At 65.0% G+C, this 24,253-nt stretch carries 21 protein-coding genes; 13 read left to right on the plus strand and 8 right to left on the minus strand.

The genetic code is table 11. The features are described from left to right. Positions 1–28 precede the first annotated feature (28 nt). The 6 genes from AR540_RS23910 to phbB all read right to left on the minus strand — a co-directional run bounded on the left by AR540_RS23910 (position 29) and on the right by phbB (position 6,801). Entirely contained in the window at positions 29–925 is an 897-nt protein-coding gene (locus AR540_RS23910; protein WP_059232447.1) for a LysR family transcriptional regulator, read from the minus strand. A gap of 19 nt (positions 926–944) precedes the next feature. Beyond that, positions 945–2,216: a 3-oxo-tetronate kinase gene (gene otnK / locus AR540_RS23915; protein ID WP_059232448.1), complete on the minus strand. Its 1,272-nt coding sequence runs from the start codon at positions 2,214–2,216 to the stop codon at positions 945–947. Between the two features lie 68 nt (positions 2,217–2,284). Beyond that, a complete protein-coding gene (locus AR540_RS23920) occupies positions 2,285–3,355 on the minus strand; it encodes an isocitrate/isopropylmalate dehydrogenase family protein (protein WP_059232449.1) in 1,071 nt (356 codons plus the stop codon). 225 nt (positions 3,356–3,580) lie between these two features. Next, entirely contained in the window at positions 3,581–4,501 is a 921-nt protein-coding gene (locus AR540_RS23925) for a GntR family transcriptional regulator (RefSeq protein WP_059232450.1), read from the minus strand. Positions 4,502–4,651: 150 nt separating this feature from the next. Then, on the minus strand, positions 4,652–5,989 hold the full coding sequence (locus tag AR540_RS23930; protein WP_059232451.1) for a CitMHS family transporter: 1,338 nt from the start codon (positions 5,987–5,989) through the stop codon (positions 4,652–4,654). Positions 5,990–6,057: 68 nt separating this feature from the next. Continuing rightward, positions 6,058–6,801 (minus strand): acetoacetyl-CoA reductase, encoded by a 744-nt coding sequence (gene phbB / locus AR540_RS23935; RefSeq protein ID WP_059232452.1) that lies wholly within the window; start codon positions 6,799–6,801, stop codon positions 6,058–6,060. 198 nt (positions 6,802–6,999) lie between these two features. Between phbB and otnC the strand changes: the two genes are divergently transcribed. Next, complete coding sequence (gene otnC / locus AR540_RS23940; RefSeq protein WP_059232453.1) at positions 7,000–7,638, plus strand: 3-oxo-tetronate 4-phosphate decarboxylase; 639 nt, start codon at positions 7,000–7,002, stop codon at positions 7,636–7,638. Next, a complete protein-coding gene (locus AR540_RS23945; protein WP_059232454.1) occupies positions 7,635–8,819 on the plus strand; it encodes a lactonase family protein in 1,185 nt (394 codons plus the stop codon). The genes otnC and AR540_RS23945 overlap by 4 nt, the downstream gene beginning before the upstream one ends. Positions 8,820–8,839: 20 nt before the next feature. Here AR540_RS23945 and dctA read toward each other — a convergent pair whose 3' ends face one another. Continuing rightward, complete coding sequence (dctA, locus tag AR540_RS23950) at positions 8,840–10,201, minus strand: C4-dicarboxylate transporter DctA (protein ID WP_059232455.1); 1,362 nt, start codon at positions 10,199–10,201, stop codon at positions 8,840–8,842. Between the two features lie 230 nt (positions 10,202–10,431). Further along, entirely contained in the window at positions 10,432–13,119 is a 2,688-nt protein-coding gene (gene acnA / locus AR540_RS23955) for an aconitate hydratase AcnA (RefSeq protein ID WP_059232456.1), read from the minus strand. A 235-nt stretch (positions 13,120–13,354) separates the two neighbouring features. On the opposite strand from acnA, the gene AR540_RS23960 reads away from it, so the two are divergent. The 11 genes from AR540_RS23960 to AR540_RS24010 all read left to right on the plus strand — a co-directional run bounded on the left by AR540_RS23960 (position 13,355) and on the right by AR540_RS24010 (position 24,114). Further along, positions 13,355–14,038: a TerC family protein gene (locus tag AR540_RS23960; RefSeq protein ID WP_059232457.1), complete on the plus strand. Its 684-nt coding sequence runs from the start codon at positions 13,355–13,357 to the stop codon at positions 14,036–14,038. A 30-nt stretch (positions 14,039–14,068) separates the two neighbouring features. Then, positions 14,069–14,542 (plus strand): ribonuclease E activity regulator RraA, encoded by a 474-nt coding sequence (gene rraA, locus AR540_RS23965; protein WP_059232458.1) that lies wholly within the window; start codon positions 14,069–14,071, stop codon positions 14,540–14,542. Positions 14,543–14,583: 41 nt separating this feature from the next. Next, on the plus strand, positions 14,584–15,264 hold the full coding sequence (locus AR540_RS23970) for an aspartate/glutamate racemase family protein (RefSeq protein WP_236712117.1): 681 nt from the start codon (positions 14,584–14,586) through the stop codon (positions 15,262–15,264). 138 nt (positions 15,265–15,402) lie between these two features. Next, the gene (locus AR540_RS23975; RefSeq protein WP_236712118.1) at positions 15,403–16,410 is read left to right on the plus strand and encodes an ABC transporter substrate-binding protein; all 1,008 of its coding nucleotides are present in this window, start codon (positions 15,403–15,405) and stop codon (positions 16,408–16,410) included. A 25-nt stretch (positions 16,411–16,435) separates the two neighbouring features. Further along, positions 16,436–17,317: a TauD/TfdA dioxygenase family protein gene (locus AR540_RS23980; RefSeq protein ID WP_059232460.1), complete on the plus strand. Its 882-nt coding sequence runs from the start codon at positions 16,436–16,438 to the stop codon at positions 17,315–17,317. 14 nt (positions 17,318–17,331) lie between these two features. Next, a complete protein-coding gene (locus AR540_RS23985) occupies positions 17,332–18,213 on the plus strand; it encodes an ABC transporter ATP-binding protein (RefSeq protein ID WP_059232461.1) in 882 nt (293 codons plus the stop codon). 18 nt (positions 18,214–18,231) lie between these two features. After that, complete coding sequence (locus AR540_RS23990) at positions 18,232–19,098, plus strand: ABC transporter permease (RefSeq protein WP_059232462.1); 867 nt, start codon at positions 18,232–18,234, stop codon at positions 19,096–19,098. 408 nt (positions 19,099–19,506) lie between these two features. Beyond that, the gene (locus AR540_RS23995; protein WP_059232463.1) at positions 19,507–20,595 is read left to right on the plus strand and encodes an LLM class flavin-dependent oxidoreductase; all 1,089 of its coding nucleotides are present in this window, start codon (positions 19,507–19,509) and stop codon (positions 20,593–20,595) included. Positions 20,596–20,665: 70 nt separating this feature from the next. Then, the gene (locus AR540_RS24000; protein WP_059232464.1) at positions 20,666–21,613 is read left to right on the plus strand and encodes an ABC transporter substrate-binding protein; all 948 of its coding nucleotides are present in this window, start codon (positions 20,666–20,668) and stop codon (positions 21,611–21,613) included. Further along, positions 21,610–22,935 carry an LLM class flavin-dependent oxidoreductase gene (locus AR540_RS24005; RefSeq protein ID WP_059232465.1) on the plus strand — a complete coding sequence of 442 codons (1,326 nt, stop codon included), beginning with the start codon at positions 21,610–21,612 and terminating at the stop codon, positions 22,933–22,935. Before AR540_RS24000 ends, AR540_RS24005 begins: the two co-directional genes overlap by 4 nt. Next, positions 22,936–24,114, plus strand: a complete 1,179-nt coding sequence (locus AR540_RS24010) for an acyl-CoA dehydrogenase family protein (protein WP_059232466.1) — start codon at positions 22,936–22,938, stop codon at positions 24,112–24,114. It begins immediately after the preceding gene. Positions 24,115–24,253: the final 139 nt, after the last annotated feature.

The raw sequence follows: 24,253 nt of genomic DNA on the forward strand, positions 1-24,253 counted from the left end.
GGCGTTGTTCAGGGATCCGGTAGCAGGTTCAGGAACGTAGATGACCGACGAAAGCCTTGGCCACGGGCGACAGCGCACTGTAGCGCCGCACCACCACGACGATGGCGCGACTGGCCCAGGCTTCGTCCAGCTCCAGGGCCACCAGTTTCATCGGCTTGAGATAGGGCCGCACGATGGATTCGGGCAACACGCACAGGCCCAGGCGAATCGCCGCCAGGCGGCACATCGCCTCGAAGCTGCTGATGCGCACGCGCTGACGGATACTGCGCTCGAGCAGCGCCGCCTGGCGCGAGAGCAGGACGTTCATCGAGCTTTCCACGTGGGGACCGATGAACTCGTGGTCCAGGGTCGCGGCGAAGCTTACCCGCTTGTGCCCGGCCAGGGGGTGATCCGCGGCGGCGATCACTACCAGTCGCTCGCGGCGATAGGCGAAGGTCTCCAGGTCCAGGGCGGCGGTATCGGCCGCAACGATGCCCACATCCGCGCGACCTTCCGCCACCGCCTGGACAATGCTGCCGCCCACCCGCTCCTCTATGTCGAAATCGACCCGCGGATAGAGGCCCATGAAGCTGGCGAGGTCCGGAGTCAGGTGGTTGGTCAGCGCGGAGGTGATGGCTTGCAGGCGGATATGGCCGGTGGCGCCGCTGCCGTGCTCGTTGAGTTCCAGCTGCATGTGACGAAGATCGTCATGCACCCGCTCCACATAGTGCAGCATGGTCTCGCCAGCCGGGGTCAGCCCCATGCCGCGAGCATGACGGATGAACAGCGGCACCCCGACCTGGTCTTCCAGTTCGCTGATTCTCTTGCTCACGGCAGAGACCGCCAGGTGGCAGAGCCGCGCGGCGCGGGTGACGTTGCGCTCCTGGGCCACCACCCGGAAGACGTTCAGGCTGACTAGGTCATAGCGTGGCGGAGAGCCGCTCATGGGCGATCCTCGCAAGGGGTCAGGGGGCGACGGCCAGAGCCCGTTCAAAGAAGTCCGGCGTACCGAAGTTGCCAGACTTGAGCGCCAGAGCGATGTCGCCCTGGGCACCGCTGCCCAGGGTCCAGGGTACTCCAGGTGCGATGGGAGCGCCGATACGCAGGCTGGAGATCGCCAGCGCCTTCACTACCGCGCCGGAGGTTTCGCCCCCGGCCACCACCAGGCGTCTCACTCCACGCTCACGTAGGCCGCTAGCGATACGCGCCAGGGCGTCTTCGACCAACTGGCCGGCCCGTTCCACTCCCAGTTGAGCCTGGGCCTTGCGTACCTCTTCGGGATCGGCACTGCCGTAAATGAGGACTGGTTCCTGCGCCAGGCGCGGTTCGGCCCAGGCCAGTGCGGCGCTGACCTGATCCTCGCCAGCGGCCAGGGCCAGCGGATCGAGGCGAAAGCCCGGTCGGTGCGCTAGCCAGACGGCAACCTGCCCGCGGGTAGCGGTCGAACAGCTGCCCGATAGCACGGCAGCGTGACCCGGCATAGCGGGCAGCGCTGCCGCTTCGGCATGGGCAGCCAGCAGGCCGCGACGGCGGAAGTTGGCCGGCAGTCCCAGCGCCACGCCGGAGCCGCCGGTGACCAGCGGATGATCCGCCACTGCGGCGCCTATGGCGTGAAGGTCGGCATTGTCGATGGCGTCGACGATGGCATGACGGACGCCCTGCGCCTGGAGGTCGGCCAGGGCCGTGGAGAGCGCGGCGCTGCCCTGGCGCACCTGGGGCAGGCGTACCAGGCCCACGGGGTGGGGCGTCTGGGCTTGCAGCACCCGCATCAGGTTGCTGTCGGTCATGGGCGTCAGCGGATGGTGGCGCATGCCCGACTCGGCCAATGGCTGGTCACCCACGAACAGCTGACCGAGGTAGAGCGTCCGGCCGTTCTCGGGGAAGGCGGGGCAGGCGATGCTCAACTTGGCGCCGAGGGCTTCGGCCAGGGCGTCGGCGACCGGTCCGATGTTGCCGGCAGCGGTGGAGTCGAAGGTGGAGCAATACTTGAAGAAGAACTGCTGGCAACCCAGCTCCTGCAGATAGGCGAGGGCCGCCAAGGACTGGGCGACCGCCTTGGTGGCGGGCAGGGTACGGGACTTGAGGGCGACCACCACGGCATCGGCGTCGGCGGGCAGCGGGCCCTCCGGCACGCCTAGTACCTGAACGGTGCGCATGCCCTGGGCCACCAGGGTACTGGCGAGGTCGGTCCCGCCGGTGAAGTCGTCGGCAATGCAGCCCAGTAGCGGCGTGGCCATGGGGATTTTCCTTGTTCTTGTCAGGGATGCCCGGGGCGCGAATGTCCCCGGGAGCAACGGGTACCGCCCTAGCCGCGCAGAACCTGGGCCACCGCTTGGCCAAAGGCGGCGCAGCCCAGGCTGCCGCCCAGGTCGGCGGTGCGCTTGGCCGGATCTTCCAGCACCTTGTCCACCGCCTGGTCGATCGCTGCGGCCGCTTCCTGCAGCTTGGCATTGCCACGGTGCTCGCCCATCCAGTGCAGCATCATGCCGATGGACAGGATCATCGATACCGGGTTGGCCTTGTCCTGGCCGGCGATGTCCGGCGCCGAGCCATGCTGGGCCTGGGCGCAGCAATGGATGTTGCTGGCCATGATGGAGCCGGCGAGGCCCAGGCTGCCGGAAAGTTCGCTGGCCAGGTCGCTGATGATGTCGCCATAGAAGTTGGTGGCCACCAGCACGTCGAAGCGTTCGGGGTTGCGCACCAGATGCGCGGTGGAGGCGTCCACCAGCAGGTCGTCCAGCTGCACCTCGGGGAATTCCTTGGCCACGTTGCGCACGCATTCAAGGAACAGGCCGTCGGTCATGTGGAAGCTGTTGGCCTTGTGGATGGCGGTGACCTTGCGGCGGCGCTTCATCGCCAGCTCGAAGGCCTGGCGGGCGATGCGCTCGCTGCAGTGGCGGGTGATCTTGCGAGTGGACAGCGCCATGTCCGGGGAGGGCATCACCTCGCCCCAGCCGCGGCTCATGTTGCGATCCGGATAGAAGCCTTCGGTGGCCTCGCGCATGATCACCAGGTCCATGCTCTTGCCTTCCTTCATGTTGGAGGCGAGGAACGGCCGGGTGCGCGCCGGGCGCACGTTGGCATAAAGATCGAGACCGATGCGAAAGCCGGCAGAGACGTTGCGACCGCCTTTCTCAGGCGCCGGGTAGTCGGCATGGGACTGGGTGCCGAGGATCACGCCATCGTAGGTCTTGGCCTTTTCCAGGGTCTCGTCGCGCAGAGTGATGCCGTGCTTCTCCAGGCTGGTGAAGCCGACGTCGTCGTAATCGAAGGTCAATCCCAGGCCGAACTTCTCGTTGGCGACATCCAGCACGGACATGGACGCCTGGATGATTTCAGGACCGATACCGTCGCAGGGCAGGACCAGAATGCGCATTGTTTTCTCCTTGTAGATTCTGTGGGAACGTCGGCCTGGTGGGTGAGCCTAGGGCGATCACGACATCACCAAACTCTTTGTACTTTATGTCACCTAAAAACAATTCGTGCAACGGCGCAGGACAAAAAAAGCGGTGCCTATTCGTGGCTTGCGAACGCGCGCGCGCAACGCCTGTACGGAGGACGGCCGGGTAGGAGAGGTGGAAGGTTCAGGCGGGTGGGCAGATCAGGCTGGCTGCTTTGCCGCGTCTTCTTCGGCGGCTTCGAGTTGGCGGTCCTGGGCGGCCTTGAGCCGGCTGACCACATCGAGATGCTGGTGCAGGAAGAGCGCCGCTTCTTCGCGACTGCCGCCTTCGAGCAGGTCGAGGATATGCAGGTGTTCCTGACTCTGGCCGATCTGCCGTGAGCGTTCGACGTTGGAACGATAGGCCATGAAGCGACGCAACTGATTCTGCCGGCGGATGGCTTCGAGCAGGAAGACGTTGCCCGAGCAGCGCACCAGCAATTCGTGGAAGCTGGAGCCGATCTCGAACAGCTGGGCGCGGGACAGGGTGAACAGCTCCCCGTCCAGCAGCCGTTGCTGCCACTGACGGGCCTGGGCGAAGGCGCGCTTGTCGATGCGATAGCCCGGCTCGCGCAGGGCGAAGGGCTCGATGGCCATGCGGAAGCGATAGCTCTGGATATGGGCTTCACTGTCATGCAGGAAGGTATTGATCTCCCACCCCTGGCCAGGGCGGCGTTCGATCATGGCCTCGCTGGCCAGGCGGTTGAGCACCTTGAGCAACTGGCCGCGGGGGATCTGGTAGCGCCGCAGCAACTCGGCCTCGAAAAAGCTGCTGCGGATGTCGCCACGCAGCATGTCGTCCACCACCCGCAGGTAGAGCTCCTCATAGGGATCGTCCTCGCTGGGCAGGGCCGTCTGCTCGATGGTGCTGGCATTACGGGTCAGGAAGAAGCCGCGATTAGGCTCCTTGCGCGCCAGTCCCAGCTCTTCGAGAAGGGCAAAACCGCGTCGTACCGGTGAACGGGAAACCCCCAGCTCCTTGGCGAAGGCCTCTTCGCGCAACGGATCGCCGGCCTTCATCGAGCGGGCACGGGCAAGATCGATGATGCGCGGGGCGAGCTGTTCGGCGAGGTCTTTTTTCATCGGGATTCTTCTGGACTACGGGTACTGGAAGGCCAGTACGGGTAGGTTGGCTAACTCGTTTTCGCGGATTGCCGTGACGTTACCACAACGGCGACCGCTGGAGCATTTGAGCGGCCGGTGACGGCGCCGGAAGCGCCGTCACCGAGGCCTTCAGACTGCCGAATAGAGGGGAAAGAGTCCCAGCGCCATGGAGGCCGCCATGATCAAAAAGCTCAGGGCGAACGCCCATTTCATGGTGTATTTCTGGTGGTCACTAAACTCCACTCCGGCCAGGCCCACCAGCAGATAGGTGGACGCTACCAGAGGACTGAGCAGATGCACGGGCTGCCCGATGAGCGAAGCCCGACCGATCTCCGCCGCCCCTATGCCATAGGCCTCGGCTGCGTGGGCCAGTACCGGCAGTACGCCATAGTAGAAGGCGTCGTTGGACATGAAGAAAGTGCCGGGGATGCTCAGCAGCGCGGTGATGGGCGCCAGGTAGTTACCCCAGCTTTCCGGCAGGGCCCAGAGCAGCGAGCCGGACATCGCCTTGACCATGCCGGTCCCGGAGAGGATGCCGGCGAAGATGCCGGCGGCGATGAATATCGAGATCTGGGTGAGCGCTGCGGGTGCATGGGCTGATATACGCCGACGCTGGTCGTCCATCTGCCGATAGTTGATGGTGAGGGCGATGCAGAAGGCGACCATGAACAGGATCGGCAGCGGCAACAATTCGATCACCAGGCAGGTCATCAGCGCCAGGGTAAGGATGGCGTTGAACCAGAACAGCTTGGGCCGGCGGAGCTCGGCGTTCTCATCGCTCAAGGTGAGCAGATCACCCATGTCTTCGTCCATGCCAGTCGCGCGTAGCGAGTTGCTGCCCGGCGCGACCAGCAGACCCAGACGGCGCCGCTCCCGCAGCCCCAGCCAGAACGCCAACGCCAGGACCCCGATGAAGCTGATAATCATCGGCGGAATCAGCGGAATGAACAGCTGGCTGGTTTCCACCTGCAGCGCGGCGGCGACCCGCGCCATGGGTCCGCTCCAGGGCAGCAGGTTGGTGACGCTGGCAGCGAGGATGACCACGCAGGGCAGGATCAGTGGATTCAAGCGCAGCCGCCGGAACAGCGGCAGCATGGCGGTCAGGGTGATCATGTAGGTGGTGGAACCGTCGCCGTCCAGGGAGACCATGCCGGCCAGCAGGGTGGCGAAGAGCACGGCTTTGGCGGGGTCGCCTTTGATCAGCTTGATGAAGGTGCGGATGATGGGGTCGAACAGTCCGGTATCGAACATCAGGCCGAAGTAGAGGATGGCGAACATCACCATGATGGCGGTCGGCGCGACCTTGCGCAGGCCATCGATCATCATTGGCCCCATCTCCGGAGCGAAGCCGCCAATGATGGCGAAGATGATGGGGATGATGGTCAGGGCCACCAAGGGCGGCAGCCGCTTGGTCATGATCAGTGCCATGAAGGTCACGATCATTCCATAGCCGAGCAGAGAGAGCATCTGTATCTCCTGGTTCCAAAATACAACTTTTGTTGTGGTTGTCGTTGTGATCCGGTGGAGGAGCGTAATTAGCTCATGTGCAGGCCACCATTGAGGGAGAAGTCCGCACCGGTGGCGAAGGCCGATTCGTCCGAGGCGAGCCAGGAGCAGATAGAAGCAATCTCTTCCGGAGTGCCCAGGCGCCGCATAGGAATCTCGTGGACGATACGGTCCATGAGATCGGTGCGGGTCAAGGCCTTGAGCCGAGGCGTGGCGATGTAGCCGGGCGAGACGGTATTGACCGTCACCCCGCGCGCCGCCAGTTCGCGGGCCAGCGCGCGGGTGAAGCCCCGTATTGCCGACTTGGCGGTGGAGTAGTTGACCTGACCGACATGACCGAGTTGGGCGTTGACTGAAGAGATATTGATGATCCGGCCCCAGCCGCGGGAGGTCATGCCATCGATCACCTGGCGGGTGACATTGAACAGCGAGTTGAGGTTGGTATCGATGACGGTCTGCCAGTCGCCCGGCTGCATGTCGCGGAACACCACGTTGCAGGCGGTGCCGGCGTTGTTGACCAGCACATCGATCGGTCCGACCTCGTCGCGGATCTTGGCGAAGGCGGCGCGCGTGGATTCCCAATCGGCGACGTTGCCTTCGGCGGCGATGAACTCGAAGCCCAGCTTGCGCTGCTGCGCGAGCCAGTCGGTCTTGAGTGGTGAATCCGGTCCGCAGCCAGCGATGACGGTGAAGCCGTCCCGGGCCAGGCGTTGGCAGACGGCAGTACCCAAGCCGCCCATGCCGGCGGTGACGAAGGCGATACGCTTGCTCATGTGTTGCTCTCCTGTTGTCGTTTTTGTCAGTTGCGAGCCCTTGTACGAGCAAGGTACGGTGCGTCATATTGTTCTGTAAACATCTAAAATACAATTTGTCGACGTTCTGCGCGTTTCCTGTCGGCCGTCGAAGTCTTCCACGGCAACGGGCAGTTCTGTCGGGACTGAGAACTAGAACGAGTAACCAGAGAGGCTTACATGACCCCGGAAAGTCGCTTGCGTGAAGAAATTTGTACGATCGGCGAAAACTTCTATCGACGCGGCTACTGCGTCGGCAGCGCTGGCAACATCAGTGCGCGCCTCGAGGATGGCTGGCTGATCACCCCTACCGATGCCTGCCTGGGCCGCCTCGATCCGGTGGCGATTGCCAAGGTCAGCAGCAGGGGCGAATGGCTATCGGGGGACAAACCTTCGAAGACCTTGACGCTGCATCGGCGGATCTATGAGCGGGCCACTAGCGCGAATGCGGTGGTCCATACTCATTCCACCTCCCTCGTCGCGCTCACGTTGCTGGAATGCTGGCGCAGCGATGCCATCCTGCCGCCTATCACGCCCTACCAGGTCATGAAGGTCGGGCGCATTCCGTTGATTCGCTATCGCCGGCCCGGTGCCTCCGAGGTGGCCGACGAGGTCGCCCAGTTGGCGGCGGAGGTCCGCGGCGTGATGCTGGAGCGACTGGGCCCGGTCCTCTGGGAAAGCTCGGTGAGCCGGGCCAGCTATGCCCTTGAAGAATTGGAGGAGACGGCGCGTCTGTGGCTGCAGACCACGCCTCGCCCCGCGCCTCTAGATGATGTTGCCGTGGCCGAACTGAGCGCCGTCTTCGGAGCTAGTTGGTGAGCGGGCCCCTCTCGCAGGCATCCGACTCAGGGGCTTCGTGGGTATTCACGGGCTCCGGAGCGGTCCTGGGCTGCTATCGCTTCCAGCCGGAAGCGGGTGAGCTGGAATGGATCAGCGAAAGGGCGCTACCCGCCAAGATCCAGTACGCCACCTTCGATCCGCAGCGACGGCTGGTCTATGTGGCCGTGAGTGATGCTGGCGCGGGCGTAACCGGCGCCCCGGGGCACCTCCACCAGTTACACACACTCGGCCTGGATACCTTACCGGCAGCGCCACGCATCATCTGCGAGCCACTGACGTTGCCGGAACGACCGATCCACGTAGCCTTGGATACCCAGGGCGCTGCCTTGCTGATCGCCTTCAACCGGTCCGGGAGCATCGCCCGAGTGGCATTGGATACCCTGGGCTGTCCACGCAACGAGCCGGTGACTACCTTGCCCGCCGGCATATTCACCCATCAGGTTCTTCCTGCTCCCAACGGCCAGTATGTGATCGCCTTGAGTCGTGGCAATGCGGCCACGGCAGGACGGGAAGAAGAGCGGGGTAGTGTTCATCTCTACCGGTACCGGGCGGGGGCGCTGCTAGAAACTGGCTATCACCCCTGTGAGCCACAGCTTGGCCCCCGTCACCTGGCCTTCCATCCCATGAGGCCTTGGCTATACATGGCCATGGAGCGAGGAAATGCGCTGCGTCACCACCACCTCGATGAGCAAGGCGAACCGGTCTTTCCGGCCGTCGACCACGTGCCCACTCTGCGAGATGCAGAGCACGGGCGGCTGGACCGGCAGAAAGGAGGCTGTCTGGTCTGCCATCCCAACGGCCGCCATCTTTACGTCAGCAATCGCTCAGACATCATTGAAATGCGAGGTGGTCGCCCCGAGCTCAGTGCTGGTGAAAATACGATTGCCGTCTTCGCGCTCGATCAGCTCACTGGCGCGCCGCGTCTAGTCCAGCAATTAGACAGCGGCGGAATAGAGCCACGTTGCCTCGCGATCGACGGTTCGGGTCGCTGGCTTATCGTCGGAAATCAACTACCCGCCTGGCTGCCAGCGGCCGCGCGTTATCAGCCGGCCAACTTGGCTGTCTTTCGCATCGGTGAGGAAGGTCGGCTGGATTACCACGGCCAACACCAGCTGGCAGCGTACGCCAGCCTGTTCTGGCTGGACGTACTTCCCGCCTAAGGGGCCAGACGGCTGTTCGCTCAGCTACGCGGCAAGGCGTCCGGGTCCAACCGCGAGGTTGTCGGCGCCGACAGGGGGGCGCTCGTGGATGGAGTAGCGTCCGCCTTCAGTTCAGGTTCTGGCCGCCGCTCCAACGCGGCGTGCATCCGCTCCAGGTCCAGCGAACCCTCCCATTTGGCGATCACCACACCGGCGACGGCATTGCCGATGATGGACGTTAAAGCCCGCGCCTCGCCCATGAACCGATCGATACCCACCAGCAAGGCGATTGCACTAAGAGGTAGCACCTGCACCGCGCTCAAGGTAGCCGCGAGCGCTACGAAGCCACCGCCCGGAACGCCGCTCATGCCCTTGGACGTAAACAGGCCGATCCCAAGGATGGTGAGCTGCTGCATCAGGGTCAGCGGGGTATCGGTCGCCTGGGCGATGAATAGCACCGACATGGTGAGGTAGATGCAGACGCCGTCCAGATTGAAAGCGTAGCCAGTGGGGATCACCAGGCCGACCACCTCTTTCTTGCAGCCAGCCTTTTCCAGTTTCTGTAGAAGACCAGGCAGGGCTGGTTCGGCGCTGGCGGTACCCAGGGTGATCAGCAATTCGGTCTTCAGGTAGGCCAGGAACTTGAACAGGTTGATGCCGCATGCCTGCAGGATGCCGCCCAGCACCAGGCCGATGAAGAGAATGCAGGTGACATAGAAGGTCAGCATCAAGTAACCGAGCGAGGCAAGGCTGCCGATACCGTACTTCCCGACGGTGAAGGCGATCGCGCCGAAGGCTCCCAAGGGAGCGAATTTCATCAGATAGCCGATGATCGAGAACAGAGTGGTCAGGCACTGATCGATAACGTCCACCAGTCCGCGCACCCTGTCTCCGCCTTGGGCCAGCGCCATGCCAAACAGCACGGCCAGAAACACCACCGGCAGGATCTCGCCGTGCACGAAGGCGCCGACCAGCGTCTCGGGGATGATGTGCAGGAAAAATTCCTTCAGCGACTGTTCGGCGGCCACCTTGGCATAGCCGGCGACCGCGTTCAGGTCCAGCGAGCGGGGATCGACGTGCATGCCGGCACCCGGCTGCATCAGATGGGCCACCAGGATGCCGATCAGCAGGGCCAGGGTGGTGACCACCTCGAAGTAGAGCAGCGCCTTGGCGCCCACGCGACCGACCGCCTTGACGTCGCCCATCCGGGCAATGCCGACCACGACGGTGGCGAAGACTACCGGTGCCACCAGCATTTTGATCAGCTTGATGAAGGCATCGCCCAAAACCTTGAGCTGGACGGCGGCCTGGGCGTCGACCAGGGCGAACAGAGCGCCCAAGACGACCCCGATGAGGACTTGGACATAGAGCGGGGGCATACGACGGGAGATAGCTGACGCCATGGTCGAGCTCCTTGACTACGGTGTTGTTATTGTCGAGCTCCACTCATGAGGAGCTATCGGGGTAGTATTTATTGTTCTTCAATAAATCAAAATACAATCTAGATCAAGTCGGGACGTCCGGCAATGCTGGCAGACGCTCGCTCCAGAGCACTGTGCGTGGGCAATGAAGAGGATGTGACAGGGTGGGCAGGCGGACCCTTGGGGTCCGCCACTACAACAGGGCGCGGCGTCTAGGCGTCGCTGTCACCCAGGGTCTTGCGGATCACATACGGCAGGATGCCGCCCTGGCGCAGGTAGAGGATCTCCTGGCTGGAATCCAGCGGCAGCTCCAGCGTGACGCTGGCCTGGCGACCGTCCGAGCGGGTGATCTGTAGGGTGATAGGATTCAATCCGACGCGCAGCTCGTCCAAGCCATAGAAGTCCAGGCGCTCGTCACCGGTCAGGCACAGGCTCTCGGCGACTTGCCCGGCGGGGAAGCGCACCGGGAAGATGCCCATGCCGATCAGGTTGCTGCGGTGAATTCGTTCGAAGCTCTGTGCCACCACCAGCCTGACGCCCAGGGTAGCCTGGGCCTTGGCCGCCCAGTCACGACTGGAGCCGGCGCCGTAGTTGATGCCGGCGAACACCACCAGTGGCGTGCCGCGGCGGACCCAACTGAGGGCGGCGTCGTACACCGGCAAGACCTCGCCGTCGGCTGCCCGCGCCCAGCCGCCCTGGCCCGGATGCGCCGGCAGCAGGCGATTCTTCACTGCGCGGTTGACGAAGGCACCGCGCATCATCACCTCGTGATTGCTGCGCCGGGTCGAGTATTGATTGAGGTCTTCCGGCGTCTCGCCATGGTCGACCAGCCAGCGGCCGGCCGGACTGTCCAGGGGAATGGCACTGGCCGGCGAGATGTGGTCGGTGGTGATGTTATCGCCCAGCACCATCAGCGTGCGGGCGTCGCGTACGGCCAGCGACGTCGGCGGCTCTGGGGTAATCCCCTGCAGATAGATCGGCCGGCGCAGATAGGTCGAGCTGGGCGACCAGGGAAAGCGCACGCTGCCCTCGGCGGACAACGCCTGCCAGTGATGGGTCCCATCCCAGAGAGTGGCGTTGCGCTGGCGGAACAACTCCGGGCGCACTGTCTCGCGGACCAGCGCCTGGACGTCGTCATCGTCCGGCATCAGGTCGCGCAGGTAGACCGGCTGACCGGCTTGATCCAGGCCCAGCACGGCCTGTTCGAGATCGACGTCGATACTGCCGGCGAGGGCATAGGCGACTACGAGGGCCGGCGAAGCCAGGTAGCCGAATTGCGCCTTGGGATTGACCCGGCCTTCGAAGTTGCGATTGCCCGAGAGCACTACCACCGTTTTCAGGCCCTGATCGGCGAAGGCTTCCACATGAGGTTCGAACTTGCCCGAGTTGCCGATGCAGGTCATGCAGCCGAAACCCGCCAGCTCGAAACCAAGGGCGGCGAAGTCGCTCAGCAGGTCGGCGTCCTGCAGGTAGTCGGCCACTACCCGGGAGCCAGGCGATAGGGAGGTCTTCACCCAGGGCTTGCGCGTGAGGCCACGCGCCCGCGCCCGTCGCGCCAGCAGCCCCGCCTGGATCATCTGGCTCGGATTGGCGGTATTGGTGCAACTGGTGATGGCGGCGATGGAGATGGCGCCGTGGGTCAGCGGCTGGCCAAAACTCGGCTCGAAATAATCCGCCGGGGCAGGGGTGGAGCGGGCGATCAACGCCGTATCCGGTTCGGCACGGACCTGGGCACGAAAGGAGTTGGCGGCTTCAGCCAGTGGCTGCCACTGATGCGGCTGGTGCGGACCGGCCACGCTTGGCTCGATGCTGGCGAGATCCAGCGTGATGACCTCGGTGAAGGTGGGCTCGGGATCTTCGTCGTGGCGCCACAGGGTCTGCACCTCCAGGTAAGCGGCGACCCGCTCGCGCAGCTCGGGGCTGCGGCCGGTGAGCTCGAGGTACTCCATGGTCACCGTATCGAAGGGAAAGAACACCACGGTCGCGCCGTATTCCGGTGCCATGTTGGACAGGGTGCCGCGGGCGGCCCAACTCAGGCCCGACAGGCCCGGTCCGCAGAACTCGACGAACTTACCCACCACGCCGCGCTGACGCAGCAGCTGGGTGACTTTCAAGGATAGGTCTGTGGCGGTCACCCCCGGACGCAGCGCATTGGTCACATGGATACCGATGACCTCGGGAAAACTGATCGGTACTGGCTCGCCCAGCATGGCCGCCTGTCCTTCCAGGCCGCCCACGCCCCAGCCGAGGATGCCGATGGCGTTGATCATCGGCGTATGGCTGTCGGTGGCGACCATGTCGTCCGGGTGCAGCAGCGGTTGGCCGTCGCTGGTCTCGCTTTCCCAAACCACGGTGCCCAGGGACTCCATGTTGACCTGGTGGATGATGCCAGTGCCCGGTGGGACCACCTTGAAGTTGTCCAGGCTCTCCTGCGCCCACTTGATGAACTGGTAGCGCTCGGTGTTGCGGCGGTAATCGATGTCCAGATTGGCTTCCACCGCGTCCGGCTCGGCGAAGCGTTCGACGATCACCGAGTGGTCGATGGTCAGCACCGCCGGGATGCGTGGATTCATCCGGCTCGGATCGCCGCCCAGTTCGGCCACCATGTCGCGCATGCCGGCGAAGTCGGCCAGGGCGGGCAGGCAGGTGGTGTCGTGGAACATCAAGCGGTTGGGCAGGAAGGGTGCTTCGCACGGCGGCCCTTCGCCACGGGCACGGGCCAATACCGGCGGTAGCGCCTCGGGAAAGCAGCGGGCGACGTTTTCCACCAGCAGACGCAGGGAGTAGGGCAGGCGCGCCAGGGTGTCGGCATCGAACAGACGCTTGAGGTCAACATAGGCGTAATGCCGGTCGCCGAGGGTGAGCTGGCCGGTGTAGGTGGAATCCAGGGCAAACTTCATGGGCTGTCCGGTCTGGTTGTCGTGATCGTGGGCGGTGTGAACGTCATGCTAGGAAAGCTGGCAGTCACTCGAAATTGGTATCTGGCTAACGCAGCGTTCTCGGTCGGCGAACGCTGGAATCCAGGTGCGGCTAATATTGTTCTTTATGGATATAAAAGACAATAATAGTGACCTGAAATCATTCTGGGCTGTTGCTGCCCAAGGGGCGTCAGCTCCTAAATAGACGAGGTCCACCTTGCTTAACGCCCTGTCCGATCCGGTCTTCCTGACCAGTCTGCTCCAGATCGTCATCATCGATATCCTGCTCGGCGGCGACAACGCCGTGGTGATCGCCCTGGCCTGTCGGCGTCTGCCGGAAGCGCAACGCCGCAAGGCCATCCTGGGCGGGGTGGCGGGCGCCGTGATCCTGCGCATCCTGCTGCTGTTCGTCGCCAGCTACGTGCTGGGCTGGCCGCTGCTCAAGGTGGTGGGCGGCGTGCTGCTGCTGTGGATCGGCATCAAGTTGCTGCTGCCCGAGGACGACGAGGCCGACGTCAAGGCCGGTACCACCCTGGGCCAGGCCATCTGGATCATCATGGTGGCCGACGTGGTGATGAGTCTGGACAACGTCATCGCCGTGGCGGGCGCCGCCCAGGGCCATCTGGGCCTGGCCGTCGCCGGGGTGCTCATCAGCATCCCCATCATCATCTTCGGCAGCCAGCTCATCCTGAAGCTCATGGAAAGGTTTCGCTGGCTGGTGGTGGCCGGCGCGGCCCTGCTCGGCTGGATCGCCGGCAAGCTGATCGCCAGCGACGAACTCCTGCAGGCTTGGCTCGGTACTGGAGACCTGCACTGGGTTCCCTATGCGGCTGGCGTCGGCGGCGTCCTCATCGTGCTCGTGACCGGCCAACTGTTGGCACGGCGAACGGTTACGGCCTGACCGATCTTTCGACCACCAAGGAGCATCACCATGACCTTCAAGACCACTGATCTCTGCGACGCGCATGGCGACCACGCGAGGGTTCTGCAGCCGATCTTCCAGGACCTGGGCGGGCGGCCTGATTTCGTCGGGCCGGCGCTGACGGTCAGGTGCTTCGAGGACAACTCGCGCATCAAGGAACTCAGCCAGCAGCCGGGTGAGGGGCGCGTGCTGGTGGTCGATGGTGGCGGCAGCGACCGCTGTGCGCTGCTCGGCGACATCATCGCGGAGGACCTGGTGAAGAACGGCTGGGCCGGTGCGCTCATCTATGGCCAGGTCCGCGACAAGGCGGTGCTGACCGGGTTGCCGCTGGCCATCAAGGCGCTGGGCGTCTCACCGCGCAAGTCGGTCAAGCGTAACGAAGGCCAGATCGGCGAGCCGGTGACCTTTGCCGGGCAGACGATCCGCAACGGTGATCACCTTTATGCCGACGCCGACGGCGTGATTATCCTCGACGCCCACTAAGGCGTTTATCGGCCATCGGCCGCCCTCCAGGCGGCCCTTCAATGAGCGCTATCGCCATGACCGCTGCCAAACGCGTCTTTCTGATTCACGCCACCCGCATTGCGATCGAACCCATCAACGCTGCCTTCGCTCAAGGCTGGCCAGAGGCGAAGCGTTTCGATCTCTGGGACGACTCGCTGTCGAAGGACGCCGGTACCGCCGGGGGTAGTACCCCGGCGCTTGACCAGCGCATCCAGGACCTCGCCGATCATGCCTTTCGCAGCGAGGCCGACGCCGTGCTTTTTACCTGCTCTGCCTTTTCCAGCGCCATCGAAGCCTGCCAGCGTCGTCATCAGCGACCTGTCCTCAAGCCCAATGAAGCGATGGTGCAGGAGGCGCTGGCCATAGGCGGACGCATCGCTGCCCTGACAACCTTTGGCCCGGCAGGCGCGGCCATTGTCAGCGACTTCGAGCGCGAGGCAAGCCGCCGTGGCCAGGCGGCGGACATCACACCGATCCTCTGCGAAGGCGCGCTGGAAGCCCTGCATGCGGGTGACCAGGCCCGCCACGACGCCCTGATCGCCGCAACTGCAGAGCGGCTACGCGGCGACTACGACATGCTCTGCTTCGCGCAATTCTCAATGACCGCTGCCCAATCGGCCAGCGAAGCCGCCTGGGGCGGCTCGGTGCTTACCACGCCGACCAGCGCCGTGCGGCGGCTGCGGCAGCTGCTTGAAGGGTAGGACCGTTCCAGCGTTCGAACACTCACCCAGTTCGGCATCTCCGTGCATATGGTTAGATAAATTCCTTCTTTACCAAAAGTTATAACAGCTCATTAGCCTATAACGCTTTCGGATAGCCAGTCGGCACGGAGCGTGATGATGAGCAGGGTAGGGAAGGGGGTTGCGGCGCTTGCCGCTGTGGTTGGTGCCCTCGGGTTCGCCGCTTGCGCCACGGCCGAGGGCAGGATCAGCATCGCCCAGCAATTCGGCATCGGCTACCTGATCCTCGACGTGGTACGCGATCAGAAATTGATCGAGAAGCACGGCAAGCAGGCCGGCCTGGATATCCAGGTGGACTGGAACAGCATCTCCGGTGCCACCGCCATGAACGAAGCGCTGCTGGCCGGCGCCCTGGACGTGGTCTCGGCCGGGGTGCCACCGATGCTGACCGTCTGGGATCGCACCCGCGGACGGCAGAACGTCAAGGCTATCGCGGCGCTGGGTGCCATGCCCAACTACCTGCTGAGCAACCGCGCCGAGGTCAAGTCGATCAAGGACCTGACCGACCAGGACCGCATTGCCGTACCGGCCGCGGGCGTGGGCTTCCAGTCCCGCACCCTGCAGATCGAGACGGCCAAGGTCTTCGGCGACGCCCAGTACAAGAAATTCGATTCGATCAGCGTGAGCCTGCCGCATCCCGATGCCAATGCCGCCCTGACCGCCGGTGGCTCCGAGATCACTACCCATTTCTCCAGCCCGCCGTTCCAGTACCAGGCGCTGGAGAATCCCAAGGTCCACCGCATCCTCAGCAGCTACGACGTGCTCGGCGGGCCGGGCACCTTCAACGTGCTCTACACCACCGAGAAATTCCACGACGAGAATCCCAAGACCTATCGCGCCTTCTACGACGCCCTGGTGGAAGCCGCCGCCTTCATCCGTGCCAATAAGGCCGCCGCGGCCGAGGCGTACATCCGGGTGGAGAACTCCAGGCTGCCCCTGGTCCTGGTGCAGCGCATCGTCGAGGACCCGGAGATCGACTTCACCGTCGAGCCGCAGCGCACCTTCGTCTACGCCCAGAAGCTGCACGAGCTGGGCGTGCTGAAACACCAGGCTGCCTCCTGGCAGGACTATTTCTTCCCTGAAGCCCACGAGCGTCCCGGCAGCTGAGCCGGACCACCAAGGAGAAAACTCCATGACCCTCGCCGCCCACGCACCGGCTGCTGGCCAAGCCTTCGAGATCCGTCCCTTCGGCAACCTCGGGGCCGAGATCATCGGTATCGATCTGGCCCAGCCACTCAATGCCGAAGACTTCGCCCGCGTGCATCGCGCCCATCTGGAGCACCACGTGGTGGTGTTCCGCGACCAGCGCATCACCCCCGAGCAGCAGATCGCCTTCAGCCGCCGCTTCGGTGAGCTGCAGATCCACGTGCTCAAGCAATTCCACCTGACCGGCCATCCGGAGATCCTGATCGTCTCCAACATCATCGAAGACGGCCAGCCCATCGGTCTCGGCGATGCCGGCAAGTTCTGGCATTCGGATCTCTCCTACAAGGAGCTGCCGAGCCTGGGCTCCATGCTGCATGCCCAGGAGTTGCCGGAGGAGGGCGGCGATACGCTCTTCGCCAACATGCACCTGGCCTACGACACCCTGCCGGACGCGATCAAGCGCCAGCTCGAAGGCTTGCAGGCCGAGCATTCCTACACCGCCACCTACGCCAAGCCCAAGTTCGAGGGCAACTGGCGGCCGACCCTGACCGCCGAGCAGCTGGCCGAGGTCAAGGCGGTGGTGCATCCGGTGGTGCGCACCCACCCGGAGAACGGCCGCAAGGCGCTGTTCGTCAGCGAGGGCTTCACCACCCACATCGTCGGCCTGCCGGAAGACGAGAGTCGCGACCTGCTCGACCAGTTGTATGCCCACAGCGTCAAGCCCGAGCACCTCTATCGCCACCAGTGGCAACCCCATGATCTGGTGTTCTGGGACAACCGCTCGCTGCTGCACCTGGCCGCCGGCTGCCCCAACCATATGAGGCGCAAGCTGTATCGCACCACCATCCAGGGCGACGTGCCCTTTTGACGCGGGAGACGATCATGAACGCACCCCTCGCTTCCCGTCCGCACCTGACCCTGGCACAGACCCAGCCACTGCTGCAGGTGCAGGACCTCGACCTCGAATACCGTACCCGCGAACGCCGGGTACGGGCTACCCACCAGGTATCCTTCGAGGTGCACGGCGCCGATCGCTTCGTCCTGCTCGGTCCGTCCGGCTGCGGCAAGTCCAGCTTGCTCAAGTCGGTAGCGGGCTTCCTGCCGCCGCTGAACGGTGAGATTCGTCTGGAGGGCCAGCCGGTCAAGGGGCCCGGACCGGATCGCATCGTGGTGTTCCAGGAATTCGATCAGCTCCCGCCATGGAAGACGGTGCTGGAGAACACCATGTTCCCGCTGCTCGCCAGCCGCCAGGCCAGTCGTGGCGAGGCCCGCGAGCGGGCGCTGCACTACCTGGACAAGGTCGGCCTGGCGCGTTTCGTCGACGCCTATCCGCACCATCTCTCCGGTGGCATGAAGCAGCGGGTGGCCATCGCCCGCGCTCTGGCCATGCAGCCCAAGGTGCTGCTGATGGACGAGCCCTTCGCCGCCCTGGATGCCCTGACCCGGCGCAAGATGCAGGAAGAGCTGCTGGCCCTCTGGGACGAGGTGCGCTTCACCCTGTTGTTCGTCACCCACTCCATCGAGGAGGCGCTGGTGGTGGGCAATCGCATTTTGCTCTTGTCGCCCCATCCGGGCCGGGTGCGGGCCGAGCTCAACTGCCACCAGTTCGGCCTCGAAGACTTCGGCGGCGCCGAATTCCAGAGCACCGCGCTGCGCATCCACAACCTGCTGTTCCCCGACGACGTCCAGACGCTGCCACCGGAGGTGGCCGACGAGCGCCTGCGCCTGCAGCAGGCCATCGTCCAGGGCCGCATTTCCTACTAGCAGTTCGAGGTAGACCCCATGACACGACAGCCCCCGGTACGAGCCGAATACCAACTGGACCTCCCATCCCTCAACGACCTGCCGTTGGCGGTCGAGCTGCCGCTCGCCACCCGCCTGTGGAGCCAGGCCTGGCTGCGCAAGCTGTTGATCCTGGCGATCCTCATGCTGGTCTGGGAGGCGGTGGCCCGCTGGCAGGGCAACGACCTGCTGCTGCCCAGTTTCCTGCAGACCGCCGCCGCCTTCTGGGATGGCCTGGTCACCGGGGAATTGCCGGCCAAGGTCGCCATCTCCCTCGGTACCCTGCTCAAGGGCTACCTGCTGGGCGTGGTGCTGGCCCTGGCGCTCAGCGCCCTGGCGGTCTCCACCCAGTTCGGTCGCGACCTGCTCGGCACCCTGACCTCGATGTTCAATCCGCTGCCGGCCATCGCCCTGCTGCCCCTGGCGCTGCTCTGGTTCGGCCTCGGCGAGAACAGCCTGGTGTTCGTGCTGGTACATTCGGTGCTCTGGCCCATGGCGCTCAACACCTATTCGGGGTTTCTCGGCGTCTCCGACACCCTGCGCATGGCCGGGCGCAACTACGGCCTCAAGGGTCTGAGATACGTCGGGCTGATCCTCATCCCGGCGGCCCTGCCGGCCATCGTCTCGGGCCTGAAGATCGGCTGGGCCTTCGCCTGGCGCACCCTGATCGCCGCCGAGCTGGTGTTCGGTGCCTCCAGCGGCAAGGGCGGCCTGGGCTGGTACATCTTCCAGAACCGCAACGAGCTCTACACTGATCGCGTCTTCGCCGGCCTTGCCGCGGTGATCATCATCGGCCTGCTGGTGGAGGGCCTGGTGTTCGCCACCCTGGAGCGGATGACGGTGAAGAAGTGGGGGATGCAGCGGTAGGGATTCTGCCAGGCTCTACACCTCCTCATCGCGGCCATGGGCCGCTCCTACGGGCACGGTGGCTATGCTCGACCGCGGTTTTCCAGGCTTGACCGAGACCGATGCTCGCTCGAATAACCCCCCTCCCTTTGGCAAAGGGCGGGCTGCGGGCGCCCTTCGTAGCGAACACCCGGTGGAAAAGGCTGCGCCGTTTTCCACGCTACGGCGCTATGGGTAAGAATGCTCCTGTAGGAGCGGCCCATGGCCGCGATTAATGTTACGGCATCCTGATACATGCGAAATTCAAATAAAACTAGAATTAGGATATGCGCATAAGGAATTTCCTTCTTATGCCCTGCCTGCCTAAGGTGGACCCCAGCCAACGCCTTTCCTGAAGGCACCCTTTCACCTCGGCACGGGATCCACTCCATGAGCGTTCAATTCCTCGGCATGATCGGCCACCGCCTCACCTCGGAGATCATTGCCCCCTCCGGTCCCATCTTCGACAAGGGCTACGTCACCCGTTTCGCCCAGGCCCACGAGCAGGCCGGCTTTGATCGCATCCTGGTCGGCTACTGGTCCGATCAGCCCGATGGCTTCCTGGTCACCGCCCTGGCCGGGCAAGCCACCCGGACGCTCAAGTTCCTGCTGGCCCACCGCCCCGGCTTCGTCGCCCCGACCCTGGCGGCGCGCAAGCTGGCCACCCTCGATCATCTGCTCGACGGCCGCCTGGCGGTACACATCATCAGCGGCGGCAGCGATGGCGAACAGCGCAAGGACGGCGACTGGCTCGATCACGACCAGCGCTACGCCCGTACCGAGGAATTCCTCGACGTGGTGCGCCAGGAGTGGACCGCTACCCAGCCGTTCGACCATGAGGGCGAGCATTACCGGGTCGCGCATGGCTTCTCCGCCATCAAGCCGTTGCAGCAACCGAGCCTGCCGGTTTACTTCGGGGGTTCCTCGCCCGCCGCGCTGCGGGTGGCCGGCAAGCACGCCGATGTCTTCGCGCTGTGGGGTGAGTCCCTGGCCCAGACCCGCGAGACCCTCTTCGCGGTCCGCGCCGAGGCGGCGCGCCATGGCCGCACGCCGAAATTCAACGTCTCCTTCCGGGTGATCCTCGGTGATACCGAGGACGACGCCTGGGCGAAGGCCGAAGCCATCCGCCAACAGGCCAAGGCGCGCCTGGCCGCTGAAGGCGCCGTGCACCCGGCCAAGCCGGAAGCCGTGGGTGCCCAGCGCCTGCGCGACACCGTGGCCCTGGGCGATAGGGTGGATCGCCGCCTCTGGACCGGCATCGCCGCCCTGGTGGGCGGCGGGCACAACTCCACCGCTTTGGTGGGCACCGCCGAGCAGGTCGCCGATGCCTTGCTGGATTACTACGACCTGGGCGTCGACAGCTTCCTGATCCGCGGCTTCGATCCGCTCAACGACGCCGTCGAATACGGTCGCGAGCTGATCCCGCTTACGCGTGAGAAGGTCGCCGCGCGCCTGGCCGGCGCCCGTCGTACCGGCTGAAGCCTTCTGGCCAACCCACCGCGCGACCGTACCCACGGAGCGCTCCCGAGCCCTTCGAGGAGACGCCTTCGTGATCAAGGGATTGCTATTTGCCGCCGGCCTGCTGGCCGGTACCTCCGCCAGCCTGGCCAAGGCGGTCACCCTCACCATCGGTGACCAGTTCTACTACAGCAGCACCCTGTTGGAGCAGGCCGGCGAGCTCAAGGAACTGCCCTACGAGATCCAGTGGAAGAGATTCAATGCCGGCGGGCCGGTGGTGGAGGCGCTCAACGTCGGCTCCATCGACCTGGGCATCGTCGGCGACACGCCGGTGATCGCCCTGGCCGCCCGCGGTGGACCGGTCAAGGTGGTGGCGGTGACCCGCAATCGCCCGGACGGCACCGCCATCGTGGTCGGCAAGGATTCACCCATCGAGACGGTGGCGGATCTGGCCGGCAAGCGCGTGGCCATCTGGAAGGGCTCCTGGAGCCAGCAACTGGTCTACTCGGCGCTGGAACAGGCCGGGCTGCCCAGCGATGCGCCGCGCTACAGCTACCTGATGCCCACCGAGGCGGTAGCCGCCTTGAGCCAGGGCACGCTCGACGCCACCGCCACCTGGGAGCCCTACGTGAGCATGGTGGAGCGCCAGGGTGGACGGGTGCTGGTCACCGCCAAGGACCTGATGCCGGCCCCGGTCTACGTGGTAGCCAACACCCAGCACCTGGACGAGAACCGCGCCGCCATCGGCGATTTCGTCGCCCGCCTGCAACGCGCCCGTAGTTGGGCCCGCGACCACGTCGATGCCTACGCCCAGGCCTGGGCCAAGCGCAACAACTCCGATCCGGCCATCGCCGAACGCTGGTTCCGCCGCGATGCCACCTGGGTCGAGCCGATCAGCGCCCAGACCCTCAGCGATGGTCAGAAGACCGCCGATTTCCTGGTCAAGGCCGGGGTGCTGCAACAGCCCTACGACGTCCAGTCGCTCTATGACCAGAGCTTCAATCGTTATCTGCAGACGCCCCGGGAGGCCAGCCGATGAGTCGCCAACTGCACCTCGCCGGCTTCCTGCTGGCCGGTCCCGTCGTCCATAGCCATGCCGTCTGGCGCCACCCTGAGACCCAGGGCGACTTCCTCGACCCGGACTACTACGTGCGTGCGGCCAAGGCCCTGGAGGAAGGGCTGTTCGATTTCCTGTTCTTCGCCGACCGCCTGGCCGTGGGCGACCAGCTTGGCGGCTCGCGGGAAACCGCCCTGCGCCTGGGCGCCCAGGACGCCACCCGCCTCGATCCGCTGCCGCTACTGTCCTATCTGGTCGCCCATACCCGCCACCTCGGCCTGGGCTGTACTCGCTCCACCACCTACTACGAGCCGGCCCATGTCGCCCGGGCCTTCGCCACCCTCGATCACCTGTCCCGCGGGCGCGCCGCCTGGAACATCGTCACCTCGATGAACGACAGCGAAGGCCGGTTGTTCGGCAAGGATCGCCATCTGGAGCACGACCTGCGCTACGACCGCGCCGACGAATTCGTCGAGGTGGCGGTAAAGCTCTGGCGCAGCTGGGGTCCGCAGGCCCTGCACCTGGATCGGGAAGGCGGGGTGCTGGCCGATCCGGCGCAGGTTCGCTCTCTGAATCACCAGGGCAACTGGTTCCGCGTGGAAGGCCCGCTCAATATTCCGCGCAGCCCCCAGGGCCGCCCCGTGCTGATCCAGGCCGGTTCCAGCGGCCGCGGACGGCGCTTCGGCGCGCGCTGGGCCGAGGCCATCTTCACCATCCAGCCGAATCTCGCCGCCATGCGTGCCTTTCGCGACGACGTGCGCCGCCAGGTGCTGGAGCAGGGACGCTCTCCCGATGGCTGCAAGATCCTTACCTCGGTCATGCCCTTCATCGGCGGCAGCGAAGCCGAGGCGCGCGCCAAGCAGGAAAGGCACAACGCCCTGGCACAACCGGAGGTGGGGCTGATCACCCTTTGCTCCCAGCTCAATATCGACCTCTCCCGCTTCACCCTGGATACGGCCCTGGGCGAGGTGGCCGAGGTCGGCGACCTGCCGCCGGCCGCTGCCGAGAAGCTCCTGGCGCTGGGGCCGCGCACCACCCTGGCCGAATTGGGTCGCAGCTACGCCGCCAGCGTCCGTGTGCCGCAGCTGGCGGGTACCGGTGCCCAGATCGCCGAACGGCTGGCCGAGTGGTTCGAAGCCGGCGGCTGCGATGGCTTCGTGATTTCCCCCGGCTACCTGCCGGGTTCCTTCGTCGAATTCAGCGAGAGCGTGGTGCCGCACCTGCAGCGACGCGGCCTGTTCCGACGCCAGTACCAGGGCGAGACCCTGAGAGATCAACTGGGCCTCGGCCCTCTGGAGGACTAGATGAGCATGATCAAGGAGGCCGACGGCTGGCTGGCCCTGGCCCGCGAAATAGCCGTGGAGTTCGCCGCCCGGGTGGTGGCCGACGAGCGTGACCGGGTCCGCCCCGATGCCCAATTGCAAAGACTCAAGGACAGCGGCCTGACCAATCTGGTCATTCCCGTGCGGCTCGGGGGCGCCGGTCAGCCCTGGTCGTTGGCCATGCGGGTGCTGCGCGAGATCGCCGCCGGCGACGGCTCGGTGGGGATGCTCCTTGGCTATCACCTGCTCAACACCGTCAACCTGCGCCGCGAGCCTCAGCCGCGGCGCGACCAGTTGCTGGCGGAGGTCGCCGAGGGGCGGCTGTGGCTGGCCGGGGTGATCAATCCTCGCGACGACGACATCCGCGCCATCCCGGTCGCCGGCGGCTATCGCCTGACCGGACGCAAGGGCTTCTGCAGCGGCGCCGCCTTCGCCGACCGACTTGCCATCAGCGCCCGCGACCAGGTAAGCGGGGCGCGGCTGATGCTCACCCTGCCGGCGGATCGTCCGGGACTGGTGTACGCCGATGACTGGGACCACTTCGGGGTGGCCCGCAGCGACAGCGGCAGCTTCACCCTCACCGAAGTCTGGGCCAGCGCCGAGGAAGCCCAGGTCTGCGACCTGGAGGATGCCAGCGACTTCGCCGCGGTGATCCGCACCCCGGTCAATCAGTCGGCCTTCACCCAGTACTACCTGGGCGCCGCCCAGGGTGTTCTGCGGGAGGCGCGGCGTTATCTCCATGAAGAGGCCCGGCCCTGGGTGCATTCCCTGGCCACCCACGCCACCGAGGACCAACTGGTGCTGAGCCAGGTGGGCGAGCTGTGGATCGCCCTGCAGGGCGCCGTGGCCCTGGCGGACGTGGCAGCAGGCCGGGTGGATGCCCTGCTCGCGGCTGATGACGCCTTCACCGCCGAACTGCGCGGCGAGACCTTCATCGCCGTGGCCAGCGCCAAGGTGCTGGCGGCCCGTACCGCCCTGGACGTCACCACCCGGGTGTTCGATGCCCTGGGCGCCCGCGCCACCCACAACCGCCTGGGCCTGGACCGCTTCTGGCGCGATGTCCGCACCCACAGCCTGCATGATCCCCTGGCCTACAAGGTGCTGGAGGTCGGCCGCTATGCGGTCAATGGCCAGTATCCCGGCATCCGTGCCTATACCTGACTTAAAGTCTGCTGCGCGTCGGCCAAACGGCGTTGAAAAGACCTTCGGAATGCTCATTTACCCTTCGTAAACTCCGCTTCCTCAGGTCTTTTCGCCTTGTTTGTCTCTAGCTCGCGAGCCTTTGAATAAGCACTAAGGA

Origin of the sequence: Pseudomonas sp. EpS/L25 (assembly GCF_001512295.1) — a bacterium.
Classification (GTDB): Bacteria; Pseudomonadota; Gammaproteobacteria; order Pseudomonadales; family Pseudomonadaceae; genus Chryseomonas.

What these genes read in the sequence shown, in the direction of transcription:
- AR540_RS23910 (WP_059232447.1), bottom strand. Translation starts at nt 925, where the DNA reads ATGAGCGGCTCTCCGCCACGCTATGACCTAGTCAGCCTGAACGTCTTC.
- otnK (WP_059232448.1), bottom strand. Translation starts at nt 2,216, where the DNA reads ATGGCCACGCCGCTACTGGGCTGCATTGCCGACGACTTCACCGGCGGG.
- AR540_RS23920 (WP_059232449.1), bottom strand. Translation starts at nt 3,355, where the DNA reads ATGCGCATTCTGGTCCTGCCCTGCGACGGTATCGGTCCTGAAATCATC.
- AR540_RS23925 (WP_059232450.1), bottom strand. Translation starts at nt 4,501, where the DNA reads ATGAAAAAAGACCTCGCCGAACAGCTCGCCCCGCGCATCATCGATCTT.
- AR540_RS23930 (WP_059232451.1), bottom strand. Translation starts at nt 5,989, where the DNA reads ATGCTCTCTCTGCTCGGCTATGGAATGATCGTGACCTTCATGGCACTG.
- phbB (WP_059232452.1), bottom strand. Translation starts at nt 6,801, where the DNA reads ATGAGCAAGCGTATCGCCTTCGTCACCGCCGGCATGGGCGGCTTGGGT.
- otnC (WP_059232453.1), top strand. Translation starts at nt 7,000, where the DNA reads ATGACCCCGGAAAGTCGCTTGCGTGAAGAAATTTGTACGATCGGCGAA.
- dctA (WP_059232455.1), bottom strand. Translation starts at nt 10,201, where the DNA reads ATGGCGTCAGCTATCTCCCGTCGTATGCCCCCGCTCTATGTCCAAGTC.
- acnA (WP_059232456.1), bottom strand. Translation starts at nt 13,119, where the DNA reads ATGAAGTTTGCCCTGGATTCCACCTACACCGGCCAGCTCACCCTCGGC.
- rraA (WP_059232458.1), top strand. Translation starts at nt 14,069, where the DNA reads ATGACCTTCAAGACCACTGATCTCTGCGACGCGCATGGCGACCACGCG.
- AR540_RS23970 (WP_236712117.1), top strand. Translation starts at nt 14,584, where the DNA reads ATGAGCGCTATCGCCATGACCGCTGCCAAACGCGTCTTTCTGATTCAC.
- AR540_RS23975 (WP_236712118.1), top strand. Translation starts at nt 15,403, where the DNA reads ATGAGCAGGGTAGGGAAGGGGGTTGCGGCGCTTGCCGCTGTGGTTGGT.
- AR540_RS23980 (WP_059232460.1), top strand. Translation starts at nt 16,436, where the DNA reads ATGACCCTCGCCGCCCACGCACCGGCTGCTGGCCAAGCCTTCGAGATC.
- AR540_RS23985 (WP_059232461.1), top strand. Translation starts at nt 17,332, where the DNA reads ATGAACGCACCCCTCGCTTCCCGTCCGCACCTGACCCTGGCACAGACC.
- AR540_RS23990 (WP_059232462.1), top strand. Translation starts at nt 18,232, where the DNA reads ATGACACGACAGCCCCCGGTACGAGCCGAATACCAACTGGACCTCCCA.
- AR540_RS23995 (WP_059232463.1), top strand. Translation starts at nt 19,507, where the DNA reads ATGAGCGTTCAATTCCTCGGCATGATCGGCCACCGCCTCACCTCGGAG.
- AR540_RS24005 (WP_059232465.1), top strand. Translation starts at nt 21,610, where the DNA reads ATGAGTCGCCAACTGCACCTCGCCGGCTTCCTGCTGGCCGGTCCCGTC.
- AR540_RS24010 (WP_059232466.1), top strand. Translation starts at nt 22,936, where the DNA reads ATGAGCATGATCAAGGAGGCCGACGGCTGGCTGGCCCTGGCCCGCGAA.